Raw genomic sequence first — 16,127 nt, forward strand, 5'->3', positions numbered from 1 at the left:
GCTCACCCCGCCGACAGGTCGGCACCGCGGAGATCGCGGGTCATCTGGATGCGACGTCTGGCCGATTCCAGCCGGTGATCGCGCTCGACCTCGACGAGCTGTCGCAGGAAGTCCGTGTCCGGTTCGCTCTCGACGAAGCCGCAGGTCGCGTAGAACGGGCCGTTCCACGGCACGTCGGCGAAGGTGCGCAGCGTCATCCGGTCGTACCCCCGGTGCCGAGCGTCCTCGGCCGCTGCCTCGACCAGACGGCGGCCATGGCCGCGCCTGCCGACATGGGGGAGCACCGAGAGCTGCTCGAGGTGCGCCAGGCCGCCCTGATCGACGGCGCCGACCTCGAGCACGTGCACGAAGCCCACGGCCCGTTCGGTGCCCTCCTCGATCGCCATGAGCGTGAAGCCGCGCTGCGCCGCGCGTTCGCGGCCCGTGGGCGCGGGGCGCCACTGCGCCGGGCGCAGCAGGTCCACGAGCAGGGCGTCGGCCTCGTTCTCGATCGACTCGGTCAGGTCGAGATCCCGCCTGGTCGCGTGGCGGATCGTGATCCCGGGGGGTGCCGCTCGCCGTCATCGCGCACCGAGCGCTGCGAGGCGTTCCGAGGCATCCTGCAGCACCTCGAGGCGCTTGCAGAACGCGAAGCGCACGAGGCTCCGCGTGGCGTCGCGACGTTCCGGATGCACGAACGCCGAGATCGGCACACCGACGACCCCGGCGAGGTCGGGCAGCCGACGGCAGAGCTCGGCGCCGTCGTCGAACCCGAGCGGAGCGGCGTCCGCCACGATGAAATAGCCCGCCGCGGGCAGCGAGATCTCGAAGCCGGCGGCGACGAGCCCGGCTGCGAGCACGTCGCGTTTGGCGCGGAGGTTCGCCGCTGCATCCGCGAAGACATGGTCCGGCAGGTCGAGCCCGGCGGCGATGGCCGGCTGGAACGGCGCACCGTTGACGTAGGTGAGGTACTGCTTCACCGCGAGGATCGCCGTGACGAGGTGCGCCGGGGCCACGAGCCAGCCCACCTTCCACCCCGTGGTGCTGAACGTCTTACCGCCCGAGGAGATCGTCACCGTGCGCTCACGGGCGCCGGGCAGCGCGGCGATCGGCACGTGCGTGCCGTCGAACACGAGGTGCTCGTAGACCTCGTCGGTCACGATGATCGCGTCGTGCCGTTCGGCCAGTTCGACGACGAGCCCGAGCGTGTCGCGGTCGAGCACGGCACCGGTCGGGTTGTGCGGGGTGTTGACGATGACGAGCCGGGTGCGCGGGCCGATCGCCGCCGTGAGCTCGTCGGGATCGGGCCGCCAGTCGGGGAACCGCAGCGGGACCGTGCGGTGCACGCCGCCCGCACGCGCGATGAGGGCCGCGTAGGCGTCGTAGGAGGGTTCGAACGTGACGACCTCGTCGCCGTCGTCGACCAGGGCGAGGATCGTCGCCGCCAGCGCCTCGGTCGCGCCCGCGGTCACGAGCACCTCGGATGCCGCATCCGCCTCGATGCCGTACCAGCGCCGCTGATGGCGGGCGATCGCCTCGCGCAGCACCGGCATGCCGGGCCCCGGCGGGTACTGGTTCACCCCGTCGGCGATGGCCTGCATGGCCGCCTCGAGCACCTCGGCCGGGCCGTCCTCGTCGGGGAACCCCTGACCGAGGTTGATCGCGTCCGTGCGCGAGGCCAGCGCGCTCATCTCGGCGAAGATCGTCGCGGCGACGACGCCGTCGGGGGAGAGGAGCCCGGCGCCGGCCGCGGTGCGCTGCCACGGGCGGAGGCGGGATCCGGAGTCGAAGTCGGTCACGCTCACACCGTATGTCAGGGTGCGGCCGCTACGCTGTCCCACGGCGTTCCCGGGCGGGAATCCGCGGGGTTCGCCCTCGTCTCTCGAGCACTCGGGGCCTTCACCGCCGGGGGATAGCAAGATCACAGACTTCGCCGATGCGTCGCACAGGTTGCGGCGGGAAGCTGGCTTCGCCTTGGAAGGAGCACACCATGACCGACAGCACCGAGGGCCCCACGCAGCCTGAGCACGAGAACGTCTCCGAGAACGCTGCGCCCACCGCGCCCGACACCGCAGCAGCGGCAGCACCGACGACGGATGCCGCTCCCGCGACCGGCGCCGTGCCCGCAGTTCCCGGCGCCCCCGCAGCGGCCGAGGCCGCCCCGGCCGCACCTGCCGCCGCCGTGAGCGACGCGGCCCCCGTGAGCGACGCCGCCCCGGCCGCGCCCGCAGCCCCGGCCGCACCTGCCGCCGCCGTGAGCGACGCCGCGCCCGCCGCTCCCGCTGCGCCCGCAGCTCCGGCCGCTCCCGCCCCGGTGCAGGCGACCGGAACGGTGTACACGCCCGGCCAGGCCCCCCAGCCCTACGCCTCGGCTCCGGCCGCTCCGGTGCGCGCCGCGACGCCGACCGCTCCGACCGCGCCCATCGCGGGTGCGACGGCGGCCGGCGTCGCCGCGCCGGTCGCGACCGGCTACGCGGCCCCGGCCCAGCCCGGTCAGATCCCGCCGGCGTTCGGCGGTCCCCGTCCGGGCGAGACGCAGCCGACGCAGCCCATCGCGGGCGTGCCGCCCTACAACGCGGGGCCCACGGCTCCGGGCGTGGCCGGCCAGGAGCAGCCGAAGAAGCGCGTCGGGTTCGGCATCGCCGCAGCCCTCGTGGCGGCCGCGCTCATCGGCGGCGCATCGGGTGCGGGCATCACCGCCCTCGTCAACTCCGACGACCGGGGCGCGACCGCCTCCGACACCGCGAGCGCGCAGAACATCGTCGTCAACGACACCGACTCGGTGAACCAGATCACGGCCGTGGCCGCCAAGGCGAGCCCGAGCGTCGTCACGATCTCCGTCGCGGGCAGCAGCGCCGCGGGCACCGGTTCGGGCATCATCCTCTCCGACGACGGCTACGTGCTGACCAACACGCACGTGGTCACCCTCGACGGCGAGATCTCCGACCCGAGCATCCAGGTCAAGACGGCCGACGGTCACCTCTACGGGGCGACCGTCGTCGGCACCGACCCCCTGTCGGACCTCGCGGTCATCAAGCTGACGGATGCCTCGGGCCTCACCCCGCTCGAGTTCGCCGACTCCGACGAGCTCAACGTGGGCGACACCGCGATCGCCATCGGCGCACCCCTCGGCCTCTCGGGCACGGTGACCAACGGCATCGTCAGCGCGCTCAACCGCTCGATCGACGTCGCCTCCTCGGCCGCGCCGAGCACGCCCGACGACTCGACCGACGGTCAGGGCCAAGACGGGGGCCAGGGCGAGGACGGCGGATCCGACAGCCCGTTCGACTTCTTCTTCGACCTGCCCGACGGCGGCGACGGGAGCGACGGCGGCCAGCAGCAGCGACAGCAGCAGACGGCGACCAGCCAGGTGTCGCTGCCGGTCATCCAGACGGATGCCGCGATCAACCCGGGCAACTCGGGCGGCGCGCTCCTCGACTCCGACGGCAAGCTCATCGGCGTGAACGTCGCGATCCTCTCGACGGGTTCCTCGTCGGAGTCCGGCAACATCGGCGTCGGCTTCGCCGTGCCGTCGAACCTCGCCAAGCGCATCGCCGAAGAGATCATCGACGACGGCGCCGCGACCCACGGGCTGCTCGGCGCCTCGGTGACCTCGGCCGAGGTGGCCCAGGGCAGCGACACCGTCGGCGCCCTCATCGCCGAGGCGCCCGTCGAGGGCGGGGCGGCCGCGGCCGCCGGCCTGCAGGAGGGCGACGTGATCACCGAGTTCAACGGCGTGCCGATCACCGACCAGACCGACCTCACCGCGCAGGTGCGGGCGCTGCCCGGCGGCGCGAAGGCGAGCCTCACGTACACGCGCGACGGCGAGTCGAAGACCGCCGAGGTCACCCTCGGCACCTTCGAGGGCTGAGCCCGCGGCGAACCGATCCGAACGGCGGTGCCGGCCCCTGCGGGCCGGCACCGCCGTTCGCGTTCCCGCCCGTCGCGGGCCCCGCGCCGCCGGGGAACGGCGGGCGTCGGCTGCTAGGCTCGATCGACCCGATCACGAGTGAGGAACATGCCCGAGCAGCACCACGAGGCGACCCCTTCGCCCCTCGTCGGCGTGTCCTACGTGATGCCCGTGCTCAACGACGCCTCGCACGTGCTCGAGGCCGTCGAGTCGATCCTCGCGCAGGACTACGAGGGCCCCGTCGAGGTGCTCATCGCACTCGGTCCCTCGATCGACGGCACCAACGAGCTGGTCGCAGACCTCGCGGGGCGCGACGCGCGCATCCACGTGCTCGAGAACGCCGCGGGTTCCACGCCGGCCGGGCTGAACCTCGGCATCCGGGCGGCGGTGTACCCGGTCGTGGTGCGCGTCGACTCGCATTCGAAGCTCCCGGCCCACTACGCCAGGGTCGCGGTCGAGGTGCTCGAGCGCACGGGCGCCGACAACGTCGGCGGCATCATGGACGCGAGGGGCATCACGCCGTTCCAGCAGGCGGTCGCGCTCGCCTACACCACGAAGGTCGGCCTCGGCGGCGGTTCCTTCCACGTCGGCGGCGAAGAGGGCCCGGCCGACACCGTCTACCTCGGCGTGTTCCGTCGCGAGGCGCTGCTGCGGGTGGGCCTCTTCGACGAGGGCATCAAGCGCGGTCAGGACTGGGAGCTCAACCGCCGCCTGCGGGCCGACGGCGGGGTCGTGTGGTTCACCCCCGAGCTCGCGGTCACGTACCGCCCGCGTGCGACGCTCGAACGGCTGGCCAGGCAGATGTTCTCGACGGGCCTCTGGCGGGGCGAGCTCGCACGTCGGTTCCCGGGCGCCAGCGGCATCCGGTACTTCGTTCCCCCCGTCATGGTCGTGGGCGTGATCCTCGGCCTCGTGGTCGGCGTGCTCGGGCTCGTGCAGGCTGCGCTGGGGGCGACGCCCTGGCTGCTGCTCGGGTTCGCCGTGCCGGCGGTCTACCTGCTCTTCGTGCTCGCGGCGACGCTGCTGTACGCGCGCGGTCACGGCGTGCGCACGGCGCTCTGGTTTCTCGTAGTCTTGCCATGCATTCACGTCTTCTGGGGGGCCGGTTTCGTGCCGGGGTACCTCGCGCTGACGAGCAACATCGCCGAACACACGGGAAGGTGACACGGATGTCGCGCATCGACCCGCACGGGAGGCCCGCGAGCATCGCGGAGCTCCGCGCCGTCGCGCAGCCGCCCGAGGTGCGCGGCCGGCGCAACGCCGAGCACTGGACGGCCTCGCTCTACCTGCGGCGGTTCTCGCCCTACCTGACGTGGTGGTTCCTGAAGACGCCGATCTCGGCCAACGGGGTCACCGGCATCATGATCCTCGTCGGCTGGTCGACGGCGGCGGCCCTGCTCATCCCCGGGGTCTGGGGGGCGCTGCTCGCGGTCGTGCTCGGGCAGCTGCAGATGCTCGTCGACTGCTGCGACGGCGAGGTCGCCCGGTGGCGGCGCACCTCCTCGCCGGCGGGCGTGTTCCTCGACAAGGTGGGCCACTACTCGACCGAGGCGCTCATCCCGCTCGCGCTCGGCATCCGGGCGGCCGCGTACCCGCTCGAGTTCCCGGCCGACTTCCTCTGGACCACCCTCGCCGCGCTCCTCGCGCTCGTGATCGTGCTGAACAAGGCGCTCAACGACATGGTCCACGTCGCCCGGGCCAACGCCGGCCTCTCGAAGCTGGCCGACACCCACGGCGAGAGCGCGCCGCGCGGCGGCCTCGTCGCCAAGCTCCGCAGGGCGGCGAGGTTCGTGCCGTTCCACCGCCTCTACCACTCGGTCGAACTGACGCTCATCGTGTTCGCGGCCTCGCTCGTGGGGCTCGTGTTCGGCCAGCCGCTCGTCGACCGCATCGTGCTCTCGGCGTTGCTCCCGCTCGCGATCCTCGCCGTGTTCGGGCATTTCGTCGCGATCATGGCATCCCGCCGTGTCCGGTCCTGAGGCCTCCGGCCACCGCCCCGAGCCGGCGCTTCCAGCGGCAGGGGCGATGCCGCGGGTCGGTGTCGTGGTGCTCACCATGGGCACGCGTCCCGACGACCTCGCGCGCGGCATCCGCAGCGTCCTCGATCAGGTCGGCGTCGAGGTCGACGTGGTCTGCGTCGGCAACGGGTGGGATCCGGCGACCGCCGAACCGCCGCTGCCCGCCGGCGTCAAGACGCTGCACCTGCCCGAGAACCTCGGCATCCCGGCCGGCCGCAACCGCGGTGTGCCCGAGGTCGCGGGCGACGTGCTCTTCTTCCTCGACGACGACGCGTTCCTGCCGAGCGGAACCTTCCTGAGCGACGGATGCCGCATGCTCGCCGCCCGGCCCGAGCTCGGCCTCATCCAGCCCCGGGTCGTCGACCCCACCGGGTTGGTCTCGCCCCGACGATGGATCCCGCGCATCCGCAAGGGCGAGGCCTCGCACTCTTCGCCCGTGTTCTCCTGCTGGGAGGGCGCCGTGCTCCTGCCGCGAGCCGTGTTCGAGGCGGCCGGCGGTTGGGCCGACCCGTTCTTCTACGCCCACGAGGGCATCGAACTCGCCTGGCGCGTCTGGGACACCGGCCGCATCGCGTGGTACGCGGGCGATCTCGAGGCGGGGCATCCGGTCATCGATCCGGCGCGGCACGCCTACTACTACCGGCTCAACGCGCGCAATCGCGTGTGGCTCGCGCGCCGCAACCTCCCGTACGTGCTCGTGCCGCTCTACGTGGGCTCGTGGACCGCGATCCAGGTCCTGCGCTGGGCGAGGAATCCCGCGGCGCTCAAGGCCTGGTTCGGCGGTTGGCGTGCCGGTTGGCGCGAGCACCCCGGGGAGCGGCGGTGCATGACCTGGCGCACCGTGTGGCGCATGGCCCGCGCCGGCCGTCCGCCCGTCGTCTGACCGGCGTGAGTCGGGCGCCCGTAACGATCGACCATCGGTGTGCGGGCGGACGCCGCTCCGAGGCATCCGCTCGGGGGCGCCTCGCTACCCTTGAACGGTGGGATTGCGAAGAGATGCACGCCGGGCCGTCAAGCTCGCCAAAGAGATCATGTGGTCGCGGCGTGCTCAGCGGGCGCTCGTCGACAAGCTCGCCGACCAGGCGCCGCTCGAGCCGCACCGGTTCCGCGTCGGGGTCTACTTCGCCGACGGCAAGGTCAACCTGTACCAGATGCGCCAGTGGTACGCCCCGCTCGCGACGCTCGCCGAGCGGCATCCGGTGCTCGTCCTCAGCCGTGCCTCCGGCGCCGCGCTGCAACTCCTCGACGAGTCGCCGCTGCCCGTGGCGTACGTGCGGAGGGTCGCCGACCTCGAGCGCGTCGTGCACGAGCAAGACCTGCACGTCATCTTCTACGTGAACCAGAACGCGAAGAACTTCCAGATGATGCGCTACGGGCGGCGCTGGCACGTGTTCATCAATCACGGCGAGTCCGACAAGATGTACATGACCACGAACCAGTTCAAGGCCTACGACTACGCCCTCATCGCCGGCGACGCCGCCAGGGCGCGCCTCGAGAAGGTGCTCTGGGACTACGACTTCGACAAGCGGGCGATCCCGATCGGGCGCCCGCAGGCCGACCACTACCTCGACGGCACGACCCTGCCGTACACGCCCGACGACCGCGAGGTCGTGCTCTACGCACCGACATGGGAGGGCGACCGGGCCGCCGCCGCATACGGGTCGATCGCCACGCACGGCGTCCACCTCGTGAAGGGCCTGCTCGCCACCGGGCGGCACCGCGTCATCTACCGGCCGCACCCGCGCTCCGGGGTCGTCGACCCCGAGTACGGTGCCGCGAACGCGACGATCATCGCCGCGCTCGCCGCGGCGAACGCCGCCGATCCGACCGCGCAGCACATCTTCGACGACGGCCCGAAGCTCGGCTGGCAGCTCGCCGCCGCCGATGTCGCGATCGTCGACATCTCGGCCATGGTCTACGACCGGCTCGCCGCGGGCAAGCCGCTGCTCATCACCCGCCCGGTGAACCCCGCGGCGCAGATCGACACGGCCGGGTACCTGCAGGCGTGCGAATGGCTCGACGCCTCCGATCAGGCGGGAGCCGTCGCGCGCGTCGACGAGGTCGCCCACGACCGGGCGGCGCTCGAACGGCTCGGCGTCTGGGTCGAGCGGTACTTCGGCGACACGACGCCCGGTGTCACGACCGACCGGTTCCATGCCGCCGTCGACCACCTCATGGCCGAATGGGAGCGGTTCGCCGCTCTGCACGCCGAAGACGGCGAGGTCGACGAGCACGACGTCGAGGCCGAGCGCGAAGAGGACGATCTCGAGACGACCGCCTAGCTGCCGGGCACGACACCCGGCGCGGCGGTGCTGCGCGGTGGACGTGGCCCGTGCGACACCGTTGACGAGGCGATCTCAGCGTTCGTCGACGCCGGACGGAGGCCCGTCGGGCGCCGACCATTCGGCATCGGCCGTCGCGACATCCGCGGTTGCCTCGAGCTGCCGGTCGCGCCGGCCGAGCCGCGACGCCGCACCGCGCAGGCCGCGGCTCGTCGACACCGCGACGGATCCGACCGCCGCGCCCGCCCGCGTGAGCCGCGCAGCGGTCGCGTTCAGCAGCGTCGGCGAATCGCCGGGCTCGAGCTCCGCGGGCAGCAGCACGGGGGGCTGGCCGAACGCCAGACGCGACTGCTGCAGCACCTTGCGGCCGAGCAGGTGGTTGCCCGTTCCGCCGATGGCGGCGCCGATGCCGAACGGGAGGGCCTTGCCGACGATGCCGGCCCCGCCCTTGACGGCGAACTGCTTGATGAAGGACGAGCGAAGGCGGTCGGCGACCGGCCCGACGAGCGCACGGGGGAGCCCGTTCGTGATGAGCTCGCCCCAGTACGCCTCGCGGGCGATGCCGCCGCCGCTCGCCTGCCCGGCGAACTGTCGCACGAGGTCGACGCCCTCGCGGCCGAGCATGAGCGTCATCACGAGCGCCCTGGCGCGATCGGGGTTGTCGATGGCGATGCCGTGCACCTCGGCGACCGACTGCGCGAAGAGCGCCGTCGCCTCCAGGAAGCCCGCGGTCTCGATGCCCGACAGGGCCAGCGTCATGCCGGTGCCGATGCCCGGGATCACGGCGGTCGCGCCGACGGCGGCGCCGCCCGTCGTCACGGCGGCGAGGTAGCGCCGTTCGAGGATGCGCACGAGACGTTCGGTCGAGGCATCCGGAACCCGACGACGGATGCTGCGGATGTGCGCAACGACGATCGGACGCTGGATGGAGAGCACGGCGTCGATGCCGCGATCGAGCCCCGACCCGCCGGCCGGCGCCGCTTCATCGGGGCGCCCCGGCGCGGGCGGCGCCTCGTTCGGCGCGGAGCCGTCCATCGAGGTGATCTTGTGCACGCGCTCGGGCATGCGGCGATGATACGGGACGGTGCTGGGGGAGTCCCTCCGCGGGCGCACCCGTGGACAGCGCCGGGGAAGCGTGCTACGCCGTGCCGTGATCGGCGTTGTAGCGGTCGAGCACCTCGTCGATGGGGGCGTCCAGCTGCAGGGCGCCCTTGTCGAGGTAGAGGCCGCGCGTGCAGAACCGGCGCAGGTCGCGCTCGTTGTGCGACACGAAGAACATCGTGCGCCCGCCCGCGAGGAGCTCCTCGATGCGCTTGTAGCACTTCTCGCGGAACGCCTTGTCGCCGACCGCCAGCACCTCGTCGACGAGCAGGATCGGCTCCTCGAGCTGCGAGATGACCGCGAAGGCGATGCGCACCTTCATGCCGCTCGACAGGTGCTTGTACGGGGTGTCGAGGAACGCGCCGACGCCCGAGAACTCGACGATCTCGTCGAACTTCGCATCGATCTGCGGATTCGTCATGCCGTGCAGGCCCGCCGTGAGGTAGACGTTGTCGCGCACGGTCAGGTCGTCGACGAAGCCGCCGGTGATCTCGATGAGCGGCGCGACGCCGCCGGTGACCTCGACGGTGCCCTCGTCGGCGATCATCACGCCGGCGACGAGCTTCAGCAACGTCGACTTGCCCTGCCCGTTGCGCCCGACGACGCCGATCGCCTCGCCGGGGCGCACCGTGATCGACACGTCGCGCAGCGCCCAGAACTCGTCGGGCCGGGTGCGGCGCCGTCGCCCCGACAGCAGGTCCTTGAACGAGCGGCGGCCGCGTCGGTTGCGGCGGAAGCGGATGCCGAGTCCGTCGGTGCGAATCGCATAGGGGGCGGTGATCTCGGGCGCGGCGGCCGTGGCATCCGTCATCAGATCTCCTTCAGCACCTGGCGCTGGCTGTTGCGGAACACGAGCAGCCCGACCGTGAGGATCGCCGCCGACATCAGCGCCGCGATGCCGACGTCGAACCAGTCGAGCTCCTGCGCGAAGAACGCCGAGCGGTACAGGCCGAAGATGCCCGACAGCGGGTTGAACGCGGCCCACACGTGTAGCTCGCTCGGCAGGTCGGCGACGCCGTAGATGATCGGCGAGGCGTAGAAGAGGAACCGCAGCGCGAGTTTGACCGCGCGCTCGAGGTCGCGGAAGAAGACGACGAGCGGCGCCACGATGAGGCAGACGCCGGCGGTCAGCACCGCCTGCAGCACGATGGCGAGCGGGAAGAGCGCGAGCTCCCAGCCGACCGACACCGGGAACACGATCGCGAACAGCGCGAGCACCGGCAGCGCGAGCAGGAACTCGATGCCCTTCGAGAGCACGATGCGATTGACCCAGATGGTGCGGGGGATCATGGTCGAGCGCACGAGCTTCGCGTCCTTCAGGAACGCCCTGGTCGAGTCGGAGACCGCGCCGTTGAACCACATCCACGGCAGCAGCGCCGAGAGCAGGAACACGATGTAGGGCTGGGCGCCGACCGGGCGGTCGAACACCTGCGTGAAGACGAACCAGTAGATGCCGGCCATCACGAGCGGGTCGAGCACCGACCACACGTAGCCGAGCGCCGAGGTCGAGTAGCGCACCTTGAGGTCGCGCGTCGTGAGCAGCCAGAGGGAATGCCGGTAGCGCGACCACCTGGTGCGCTGCAGCGGGTGGGCGTCGCCGTAGGCGACCGAGGCGGTGCTCATCACGATCTCATCGTAGATGCCGCGCGGCGGTAGGTTTGTAGCGGCGCCGCTCGAGGCGCCGTTTGAGAGGAGCGCCGTGCGGCGAACAACCACCCGGGTCCTGCTGAGCTGCGCGGCCATCGGCGTCGGCGGCGGGCTCGTCGCAGGCGCGTCCGGCTACCTCGCCGCGGCCTTCGCGGCGTTCGGGCCGTTGTTCTACGGCATCACCGTGGGCGCGCACTTCCTCCCGAGCATCGTGGCGCTCGCCCTGTTGAAGCGCCCGGGCACCGCGGTGCTCGCCGGCGTCATCGCCGGACTCGTGGGCGCGGTCTTCGCGCCCTGGTGGATCGGGCGCTTCGTCGGCACCGGCCTGCTCGTCGGCGCGCTCGTCGAACTGCCGTTCCTCATCACGGCGTACCGCCGGTGGCAGCCGTGGATGTTCTACATCGCCGCGGTGTTCTCGGGCCTCGTGCTCGCCGTCGGCGTCTTCTTCGCGTTGGGGGCCGAGCACTACACGGTGTGGGCGTGGGCGATCGCCCTGCCGCTCTGGGTGCTGAGCCCCGTGCTGTTCACCTGGATCGGCCGGGTCATCGCGGCGAGGCTCGCCCGCGCGGGCGTCGCGCAGGCCGGCGCCGACGCGCCCTGAGCCCTCGACCGCGCCGGGTCGCCGCAGACATGCGAAGAGCGGATGCCGCGTGGCATCCGCTCTTCACTGCTGTGGTGCTGCGACGCAGCGCCTCGTGATCACACGAAGTGGTTGGCCCGCTCGAGGTCTTCGGCGAAGTCGATCTCGACGGCGTACAGGTCGGAGATGTCCATCGGCTCGACGAGCAGCCCGTTCTTCTCGATCGCGAGCTCGAGGCCGCGCTCGAAGTAGTCCTGGTCGCCCACGCGTCGCAGGTGCGCCAGGAACGCCGCCTTGTCGCGGCTCGAGATGTAGTTGATGCCGACGGCCTCGCCCAGCCCGCCCTTGACGGTCTTCGACAGCTCCTTGACGTAGCCCTCGGCGCTGATCGTGTACTTGACCTCTTCGTCGGAGACCTTGGCGTGGTTCACCGTGACGAACGACTGGTCGCGTGCGATGAACGGCAGGGCGCGGTCGAGGATGCGCGGGTCGAAGACGACGTCGCCGTTCATCCAGAGCACGCCGCCCGACTGCGAGGCCTGCAGCGCGCGCATGAGGGACTTCGACGTGTTCGTCTGGTCGTACTCCTCGTTGTAGACGAAGGATGCCTGCGGGAACGCCTCGATGATGTGCTCGAGCTTGTAGCCCACGACGATGGTCACGTTGGCGGCGGAACCGAACGCGTGCTCGATGTTGTCGAACTGCTGGCGCATGATGGTGCGGCCGTCGCTGAGCTCGGTGAGCGGCTTGGGGAGGGATCGCCCGAGCCGGCTCCCCATGCCGGCCGCCAGAATCACGATCTGGGTGGTCATTGCTTCTCCTTCGATGGTTCGGACTCCGCGAAACCCCGATCGAGCGTGGCTCGTGACGAGAATTTACGTGCGGTTCATCCGGAAGATCTGTTGAAGACACACCGTTATGCCGATCTCCAGCGTAGCGGGCGGGGGGTGGATCGCGCTGAACGAGTTCTCGGTCGTAGTCGGATCGTGATGCGGTGCACAGGGAATGCACAGCGGCCGAGGGCGCGCCGAGCCGCTCTCGGGCGCGCCGCGAGCACTGAGGTTGGTAGGTTGTCTGGGTGACTTCCGTTTCGCGCTCAGAACACGACGACGAAACTCCCGAAGGCACGGGCACGGGGGTGTCTGCCGAGGGGGGAGCGACCGGCGCGCGCCCCGGCGGGGGCGGCTCCGGTGCGTCGACGCCGGCCAAGCGCCCCGCCGCACGCCGTCCGGCCGCGAAGAAGACGGCCGCCGCCCCGGCGCCCGATGCCGCATCCGACGGCTCCGACGCGGATGCCCCCGCCGGCGCGTCCGCGGCGAAGCCCCCCGCGAAGCGCGCCCCCGCGAAGAAGCCGCCGGTCAAGCGCGCGCCCGCGAAGCGCACCTCCGGCACCGCTTCCGACAAGCCGACCGGCGACGCCGCGCAGAGCCCCGAGCCCGAGCAGGTCTCCAAGCGCACCGCGGCATCCCGCGAGGCGTCGGCGGGTGCGGCATCCGCGCGCAGCACCTCGGCGAGATCCGCGCGTTCGACGCGCGCGACCGTCAAGACCGATGCGCCGAGCGCGCGCAGCCGCGCGGCGTCCGACGCCGCGAAGAAGCGGCAGACGCAGCGCGTCGCGGCCTCGACGGCCACCGAGACCACGGCGGCCGAGCGGCCGGCGCGCAAGCCCGTTGCGGCTCCCGCGCCCCCGGCGCCCCCCGCGCCTGTCGTCGAGACCGTGCCCCCGGCGGTGGCCGATGCCGGCGCGGTCGATGCCGTCGACGAGACGACGACCGAGCGCACCGTGGCGCCCGAGGCGAAGAAGTCCCGGTTCTCCTCGCGTTCGGGTGCAGCGGCGACCGCTGCAGCGGCGACGGCCGGGGCGGATGCTGCGGCCTCGACGGGTTCACCGACGGCCGAGGCCGCACCCGAGGCGGATGCCGCCCCGCAGGTCGAGGTCGCCTCCGAACCCGTGATCGCGGCGGAGCCGGAGCCGGAGCCGGAGCCCGAGCCCGAGCCCGAGCCCGTCGTCGTCGTGCCCGAGGTCGCGCTCGCGGCGGAGGCCGCGTCGGCGGCCGACGCCGACGCCGCACCCGAGGCCGAGGCCCGACCCGAGCCCGCAGCCGAAGACCGGGCCGCGGTCGCAGCCGCTCCCACGGCGGATGCGGTCCGGGAGGCAGAGGCCGACCGATCGCACGACGTCGCGGTCGCCGTGATCGCGGCGACGTCGAAGTCGAGCGTGAAGAAGTCCTCGCCGCGCAAGAAGCGCACGCTCCGCGTCGCCAGGGCCGCGCCGCCCGCCGACGCCCCGCGCGTGCTCGCGGTCGACGGACTCGTCAAGCAGTTCGGCGGCAACACGGCGGTCGACCACATCTCGCTCGACGTGCGGGCAGGCTCCTTCTACGGCATCGTCGGACCGAACGGCGCGGGCAAGACCACGACGCTGTCGATGGTCACCGGCCTGCTGCGACCCGACGCGGGCACCGTGCGCATCAACGACGTCGACGCGTGGGCCGACCCGCAGGCGGCCAAGCGCGCCACGGGCGTGCTGCCCGACCGGCTCCGGCTCTTCGACCGGCTCACCGGCGCCCAGCTCCTCTCCTATTCGGGAACGCTGCGCGGGCTCGACAACCGCACCGTCCGCGAGCGCAGCGCCGACCTCATCGCGGCCTTCGGACTCGACGACGCCGTCGACCGGCTCGTCGCCGACTACTCGGCGGGCATGACGAAGAAGATCGCGCTCGCCTGCGCCATGATCCACGCGCCCCGGCTGCTCGTGCTCGACGAACCGTTCGAGTCGGTCGACCCGGTCTCGGCCGCGAACCTGACGGACATCCTCGAGCGGTACGTCGGCGGCGGCGGCACGGTCGTGCTCTCCAGCCACGGCATGGACCTCATCGAGCGGGTGTGCGACTCGGCGGCCATCATCGTGGGCGGCCGGGTGCTGGCATCCGGAACGCTCGACGAGGTCCGCGCCGGACAGACCCTCGAAGATCGATTCGTCGAACTCGCCGGCGGGCGCTCGGCAGCGGAAGGCATGGAATGGTTGCACAGTTTCTCCGACTGAAACTGCGCCTGCTCGGCAACATCTTCCAGCGCAGCCCATGGCAGGTCGTGGGCGTCTCGCTGGGACTCGTCTACGGGCTGGGCCTCGCGGCGCTGCTGTTCGCCGCGCTCGTGGGCCTTCGCACCGTCGAGGAGGTCGCGGTCATCCGCGACGTGCTCATCGTCGCCGGCAGTGCGACGATGCTCGGATTCATCGTGTTCCCGCTCCTCTTCGGCATCGACGACACGATGGACCCGCGGCGCTTCGCCCTCTTCGGGATCCCCGACCGCACGCTCGCCCTGGGCCTCGCGCTGTCCGCCGCGATCGGCATCCCGGCGACGGCGCTCGGCATCGTGCTGCTCGGCACGGTCGTGACGTGGTCGCGCGGCATCGGCGAGACGCTGCTCGCGATCGTCGGCGCCGCGCTCGCCTTCGCCACGTGCCTGCTCTTCAGCCGGGTGGCGACCTCGATCGCGTCCCTGCTGCTGTCCACGCGGCGTGCGAAGGAGATCGGCGGGGTCCTCGGCCTCGTCGTCGTGGTGGCCCTGTCGCCTGTGATCGTGGTGCTGCTGAGCATCGACTGGGCCGAGAACGGCCTGCTGGTGCTCGAGGGCATCGCCGGACTGCTCGGCTGGACGCCGCTCGGCGCCGCGTTCGCCGTGCCCGGTGACGCGGCCTCCGGCCTGTGGGGCCCCGCCGTCCTGAAACTGCTGATCGCCGGTGCGAGCCTCTGGGTGCTGTGGCTCGCATGGCGCGCGCTCGTCTCGCGCATGCTCGTCACCCCGGGTCGGGAGGCGTCCGCCAGACAGTACCGCGGGCTCGGCTGGTTCGACCGCATGCCGCACACGCCGGCCGGAGCCGTGGCCGCGCGCAGCTTCACGTACTGGGGTCGCGACGCACGGTACTGGGTCTCGCTCGTGATGCTCCCGCTGGTGCCGCTGCTGGTGCTCGTGCCGCTGACGCTCGCCGGGTTCCCCATCGGGGTGACCGCGCTCATCCCCGTCCCGCTGGTGTGCCTGCTGCTCGGCTGGACCCTGCACAACGACACCGCCTACGACAGCACCGCCGTCTGGCTGCACATCGTCTCCGGCGTGCGGGGTTCCGCCGACCGGCTCGGCCGTCTCGTGCCCGTGCTCGTCGGCGGCGTCCTCGTGATCGGCGTCGGGTCGGCGGTCACGCTCCTGGCCCTCGACGACGACACCGTGCTGCCCTCGCTCATCGGCGTGAGCACCGCGCTGCTGCTCGGCGGGCTCGGCATCGGATCGATCGGCTCGGCCTGGCTCCCGTATCCCGCGGTCAAGCCGGGGGACTCGCCGTTCCAACAGCCGCAGTCGACCGGGACCGTTTCGGCGCTCGTGCAGTCGCTCACCATGCTCGGCTCGGCGCTCGTCGCCGCCCCCGCGGTCTGGTTCGCCTACCTCGGGCTCACCGACGACGTCCGTTGGCACGCGCTCTCGTTCATGGCGGGCACCGGTGCCGGCCTGCTGGTGCTCGTCGTCGGCATCCTCGCGGGCGGGCGCATCTTCGATCGGCGTGGGCCCGAGATCCTCGGTTCGGCGCTGCGCGCCTGATCGGGCACGGCCGG

The 16,127-nt window shown here is 72.1% G+C and carries 14 protein-coding genes; 8 read left to right on the top strand and 6 right to left on the bottom strand.

The features are described from left to right. Nucleotides 1-2 precede the first annotated feature (2 nt). Both GQQ92_RS01980 and GQQ92_RS01985 read right to left on the bottom strand, forming a co-directional pair. Nucleotides 3-464: a GNAT family N-acetyltransferase gene (locus GQQ92_RS01980; protein ID WP_253820925.1), complete on the bottom strand. Its 462-nt coding sequence runs from the start codon at nucleotides 462-464 to the stop codon at nucleotides 3-5. Between the two features lie 96 nt (nucleotides 465-560). Next, nucleotides 561-1,778, bottom strand: a complete 1,218-nt coding sequence (locus GQQ92_RS01985) for an aminotransferase class I/II-fold pyridoxal phosphate-dependent enzyme (RefSeq protein WP_232057433.1) — start codon at nucleotides 1,776-1,778, stop codon at nucleotides 561-563. 191 nt (nucleotides 1,779-1,969) lie between these two features. Between GQQ92_RS01985 and GQQ92_RS01990 the strand changes: the two genes are divergently transcribed. From GQQ92_RS01990 to GQQ92_RS02010, 5 genes are all read left to right on the top strand, one after another. Beyond that, nucleotides 1,970-3,850 carry a S1C family serine protease gene (locus GQQ92_RS01990; RefSeq protein ID WP_156997554.1) on the top strand — a complete coding sequence of 627 codons (1,881 nt, stop codon included), beginning with the start codon at nucleotides 1,970-1,972 and terminating at the stop codon, nucleotides 3,848-3,850. 147 nt (nucleotides 3,851-3,997) lie between these two features. Next, nucleotides 3,998-5,053 carry a glycosyltransferase family 2 protein gene (locus GQQ92_RS01995; protein ID WP_232057434.1) on the top strand — a complete coding sequence of 352 codons (1,056 nt, stop codon included), beginning with the start codon at nucleotides 3,998-4,000 and terminating at the stop codon, nucleotides 5,051-5,053. A gap of 5 nt (nucleotides 5,054-5,058) precedes the next feature. Next, nucleotides 5,059-5,868: a CDP-alcohol phosphatidyltransferase family protein gene (locus tag GQQ92_RS02000; protein WP_156997555.1), complete on the top strand. Its 810-nt coding sequence runs from the start codon at nucleotides 5,059-5,061 to the stop codon at nucleotides 5,866-5,868. Nucleotides 5,869-5,914: 46 nt separating this feature from the next. Continuing rightward, a complete protein-coding gene (locus tag GQQ92_RS02005; protein ID WP_156998122.1) occupies nucleotides 5,915-6,790 on the top strand; it encodes a glycosyltransferase family 2 protein in 876 nt (291 codons plus the stop codon). A gap of 97 nt (nucleotides 6,791-6,887) precedes the next feature. Further along, a complete protein-coding gene (locus GQQ92_RS02010) occupies nucleotides 6,888-8,189 on the top strand; it encodes a CDP-glycerol glycerophosphotransferase family protein (RefSeq protein WP_156997556.1) in 1,302 nt (433 codons plus the stop codon). Between the two features lie 75 nt (nucleotides 8,190-8,264). Here the strand turns inward: GQQ92_RS02010 and GQQ92_RS16470 are convergent, their stop codons facing one another. From GQQ92_RS16470 to GQQ92_RS02025, 3 genes are all read right to left on the bottom strand, one after another. Then, nucleotides 8,265-9,254: a hypothetical protein gene (locus GQQ92_RS16470; protein WP_197738033.1), complete on the bottom strand. Its 990-nt coding sequence runs from the start codon at nucleotides 9,252-9,254 to the stop codon at nucleotides 8,265-8,267. Nucleotides 9,255-9,327: 73 nt separating this feature from the next. Continuing rightward, nucleotides 9,328-10,101, bottom strand: coding sequence for an ABC transporter ATP-binding protein (locus GQQ92_RS02020; protein ID WP_156997557.1), 774 nt, complete (start codon nucleotides 10,099-10,101; stop codon nucleotides 9,328-9,330). Beyond that, nucleotides 10,101-10,913, bottom strand: coding sequence for an ABC transporter permease (locus GQQ92_RS02025; protein WP_156998123.1), 813 nt, complete (start codon nucleotides 10,911-10,913; stop codon nucleotides 10,101-10,103). Before GQQ92_RS02025 ends, GQQ92_RS02020 begins: the two co-directional genes overlap by 1 nt. Nucleotides 10,914-10,989: 76 nt before the next feature. On the opposite strand from GQQ92_RS02025, the gene GQQ92_RS02030 reads away from it, so the two are divergent. After that, nucleotides 10,990-11,538: an ECF transporter S component gene (locus GQQ92_RS02030; protein WP_197738034.1), complete on the top strand. Its 549-nt coding sequence runs from the start codon at nucleotides 10,990-10,992 to the stop codon at nucleotides 11,536-11,538. Nucleotides 11,539-11,636: 98 nt separating this feature from the next. On the opposite strand, the gene GQQ92_RS02035 is transcribed toward GQQ92_RS02030, so the two are convergent. Next, a complete protein-coding gene (locus tag GQQ92_RS02035) occupies nucleotides 11,637-12,329 on the bottom strand; it encodes a phosphocholine cytidylyltransferase family protein (protein WP_156997559.1) in 693 nt (230 codons plus the stop codon). A gap of 326 nt (nucleotides 12,330-12,655) precedes the next feature. Here GQQ92_RS02035 and GQQ92_RS16710 point away from each other — a divergent pair, with 326 nt between their 5' ends. Continuing rightward, nucleotides 12,656-14,563, top strand: a complete 1,908-nt coding sequence (locus GQQ92_RS16710) for an ABC transporter ATP-binding protein (protein ID WP_232057435.1) — start codon at nucleotides 12,656-12,658, stop codon at nucleotides 14,561-14,563. Beyond that, a complete protein-coding gene (locus GQQ92_RS02045; protein WP_156997560.1) occupies nucleotides 14,539-16,113 on the top strand; it encodes a hypothetical protein in 1,575 nt (524 codons plus the stop codon). Before GQQ92_RS16710 ends, GQQ92_RS02045 begins: the two co-directional genes overlap by 25 nt. Nucleotides 16,114-16,127: the final 14 nt, after the last annotated feature.

This window comes from Agromyces terreus, assembly GCF_009749465.1.
GTDB lineage: Bacteria > Actinomycetota > Actinomycetes > Actinomycetales > Microbacteriaceae > Agromyces > Agromyces terreus.

Excerpts from the sequence above, each read along its gene's own strand:
- GQQ92_RS01995 (WP_232057434.1), top strand. The coding sequence starts at position 3,998 with ATGCCCGAGCAGCACCACGAGGCGACCCCTTCGCCCCTCGTCGGCGTG.
- GQQ92_RS02025 (WP_156998123.1), bottom strand. The coding sequence starts at position 10,913 with ATGAGCACCGCCTCGGTCGCCTACGGCGACGCCCACCCGCTGCAGCGC.
- GQQ92_RS02035 (WP_156997559.1), bottom strand. The coding sequence starts at position 12,329 with ATGACCACCCAGATCGTGATTCTGGCGGCCGGCATGGGGAGCCGGCTC.
- GQQ92_RS02005 (WP_156998122.1), top strand. The coding sequence starts at position 5,915 with ATGCCGCGGGTCGGTGTCGTGGTGCTCACCATGGGCACGCGTCCCGAC.
- GQQ92_RS02020 (WP_156997557.1), bottom strand. The coding sequence starts at position 10,101 with ATGACGGATGCCACGGCCGCCGCGCCCGAGATCACCGCCCCCTATGCG.
- GQQ92_RS16470 (WP_197738033.1), bottom strand. The coding sequence starts at position 9,254 with ATGCCCGAGCGCGTGCACAAGATCACCTCGATGGACGGCTCCGCGCCG.
- GQQ92_RS02045 (WP_156997560.1), top strand. The coding sequence starts at position 14,539 with ATGGTTGCACAGTTTCTCCGACTGAAACTGCGCCTGCTCGGCAACATC.
- GQQ92_RS02000 (WP_156997555.1), top strand. The coding sequence starts at position 5,059 with ATGTCGCGCATCGACCCGCACGGGAGGCCCGCGAGCATCGCGGAGCTC.
- GQQ92_RS01990 (WP_156997554.1), top strand. The coding sequence starts at position 1,970 with ATGACCGACAGCACCGAGGGCCCCACGCAGCCTGAGCACGAGAACGTC.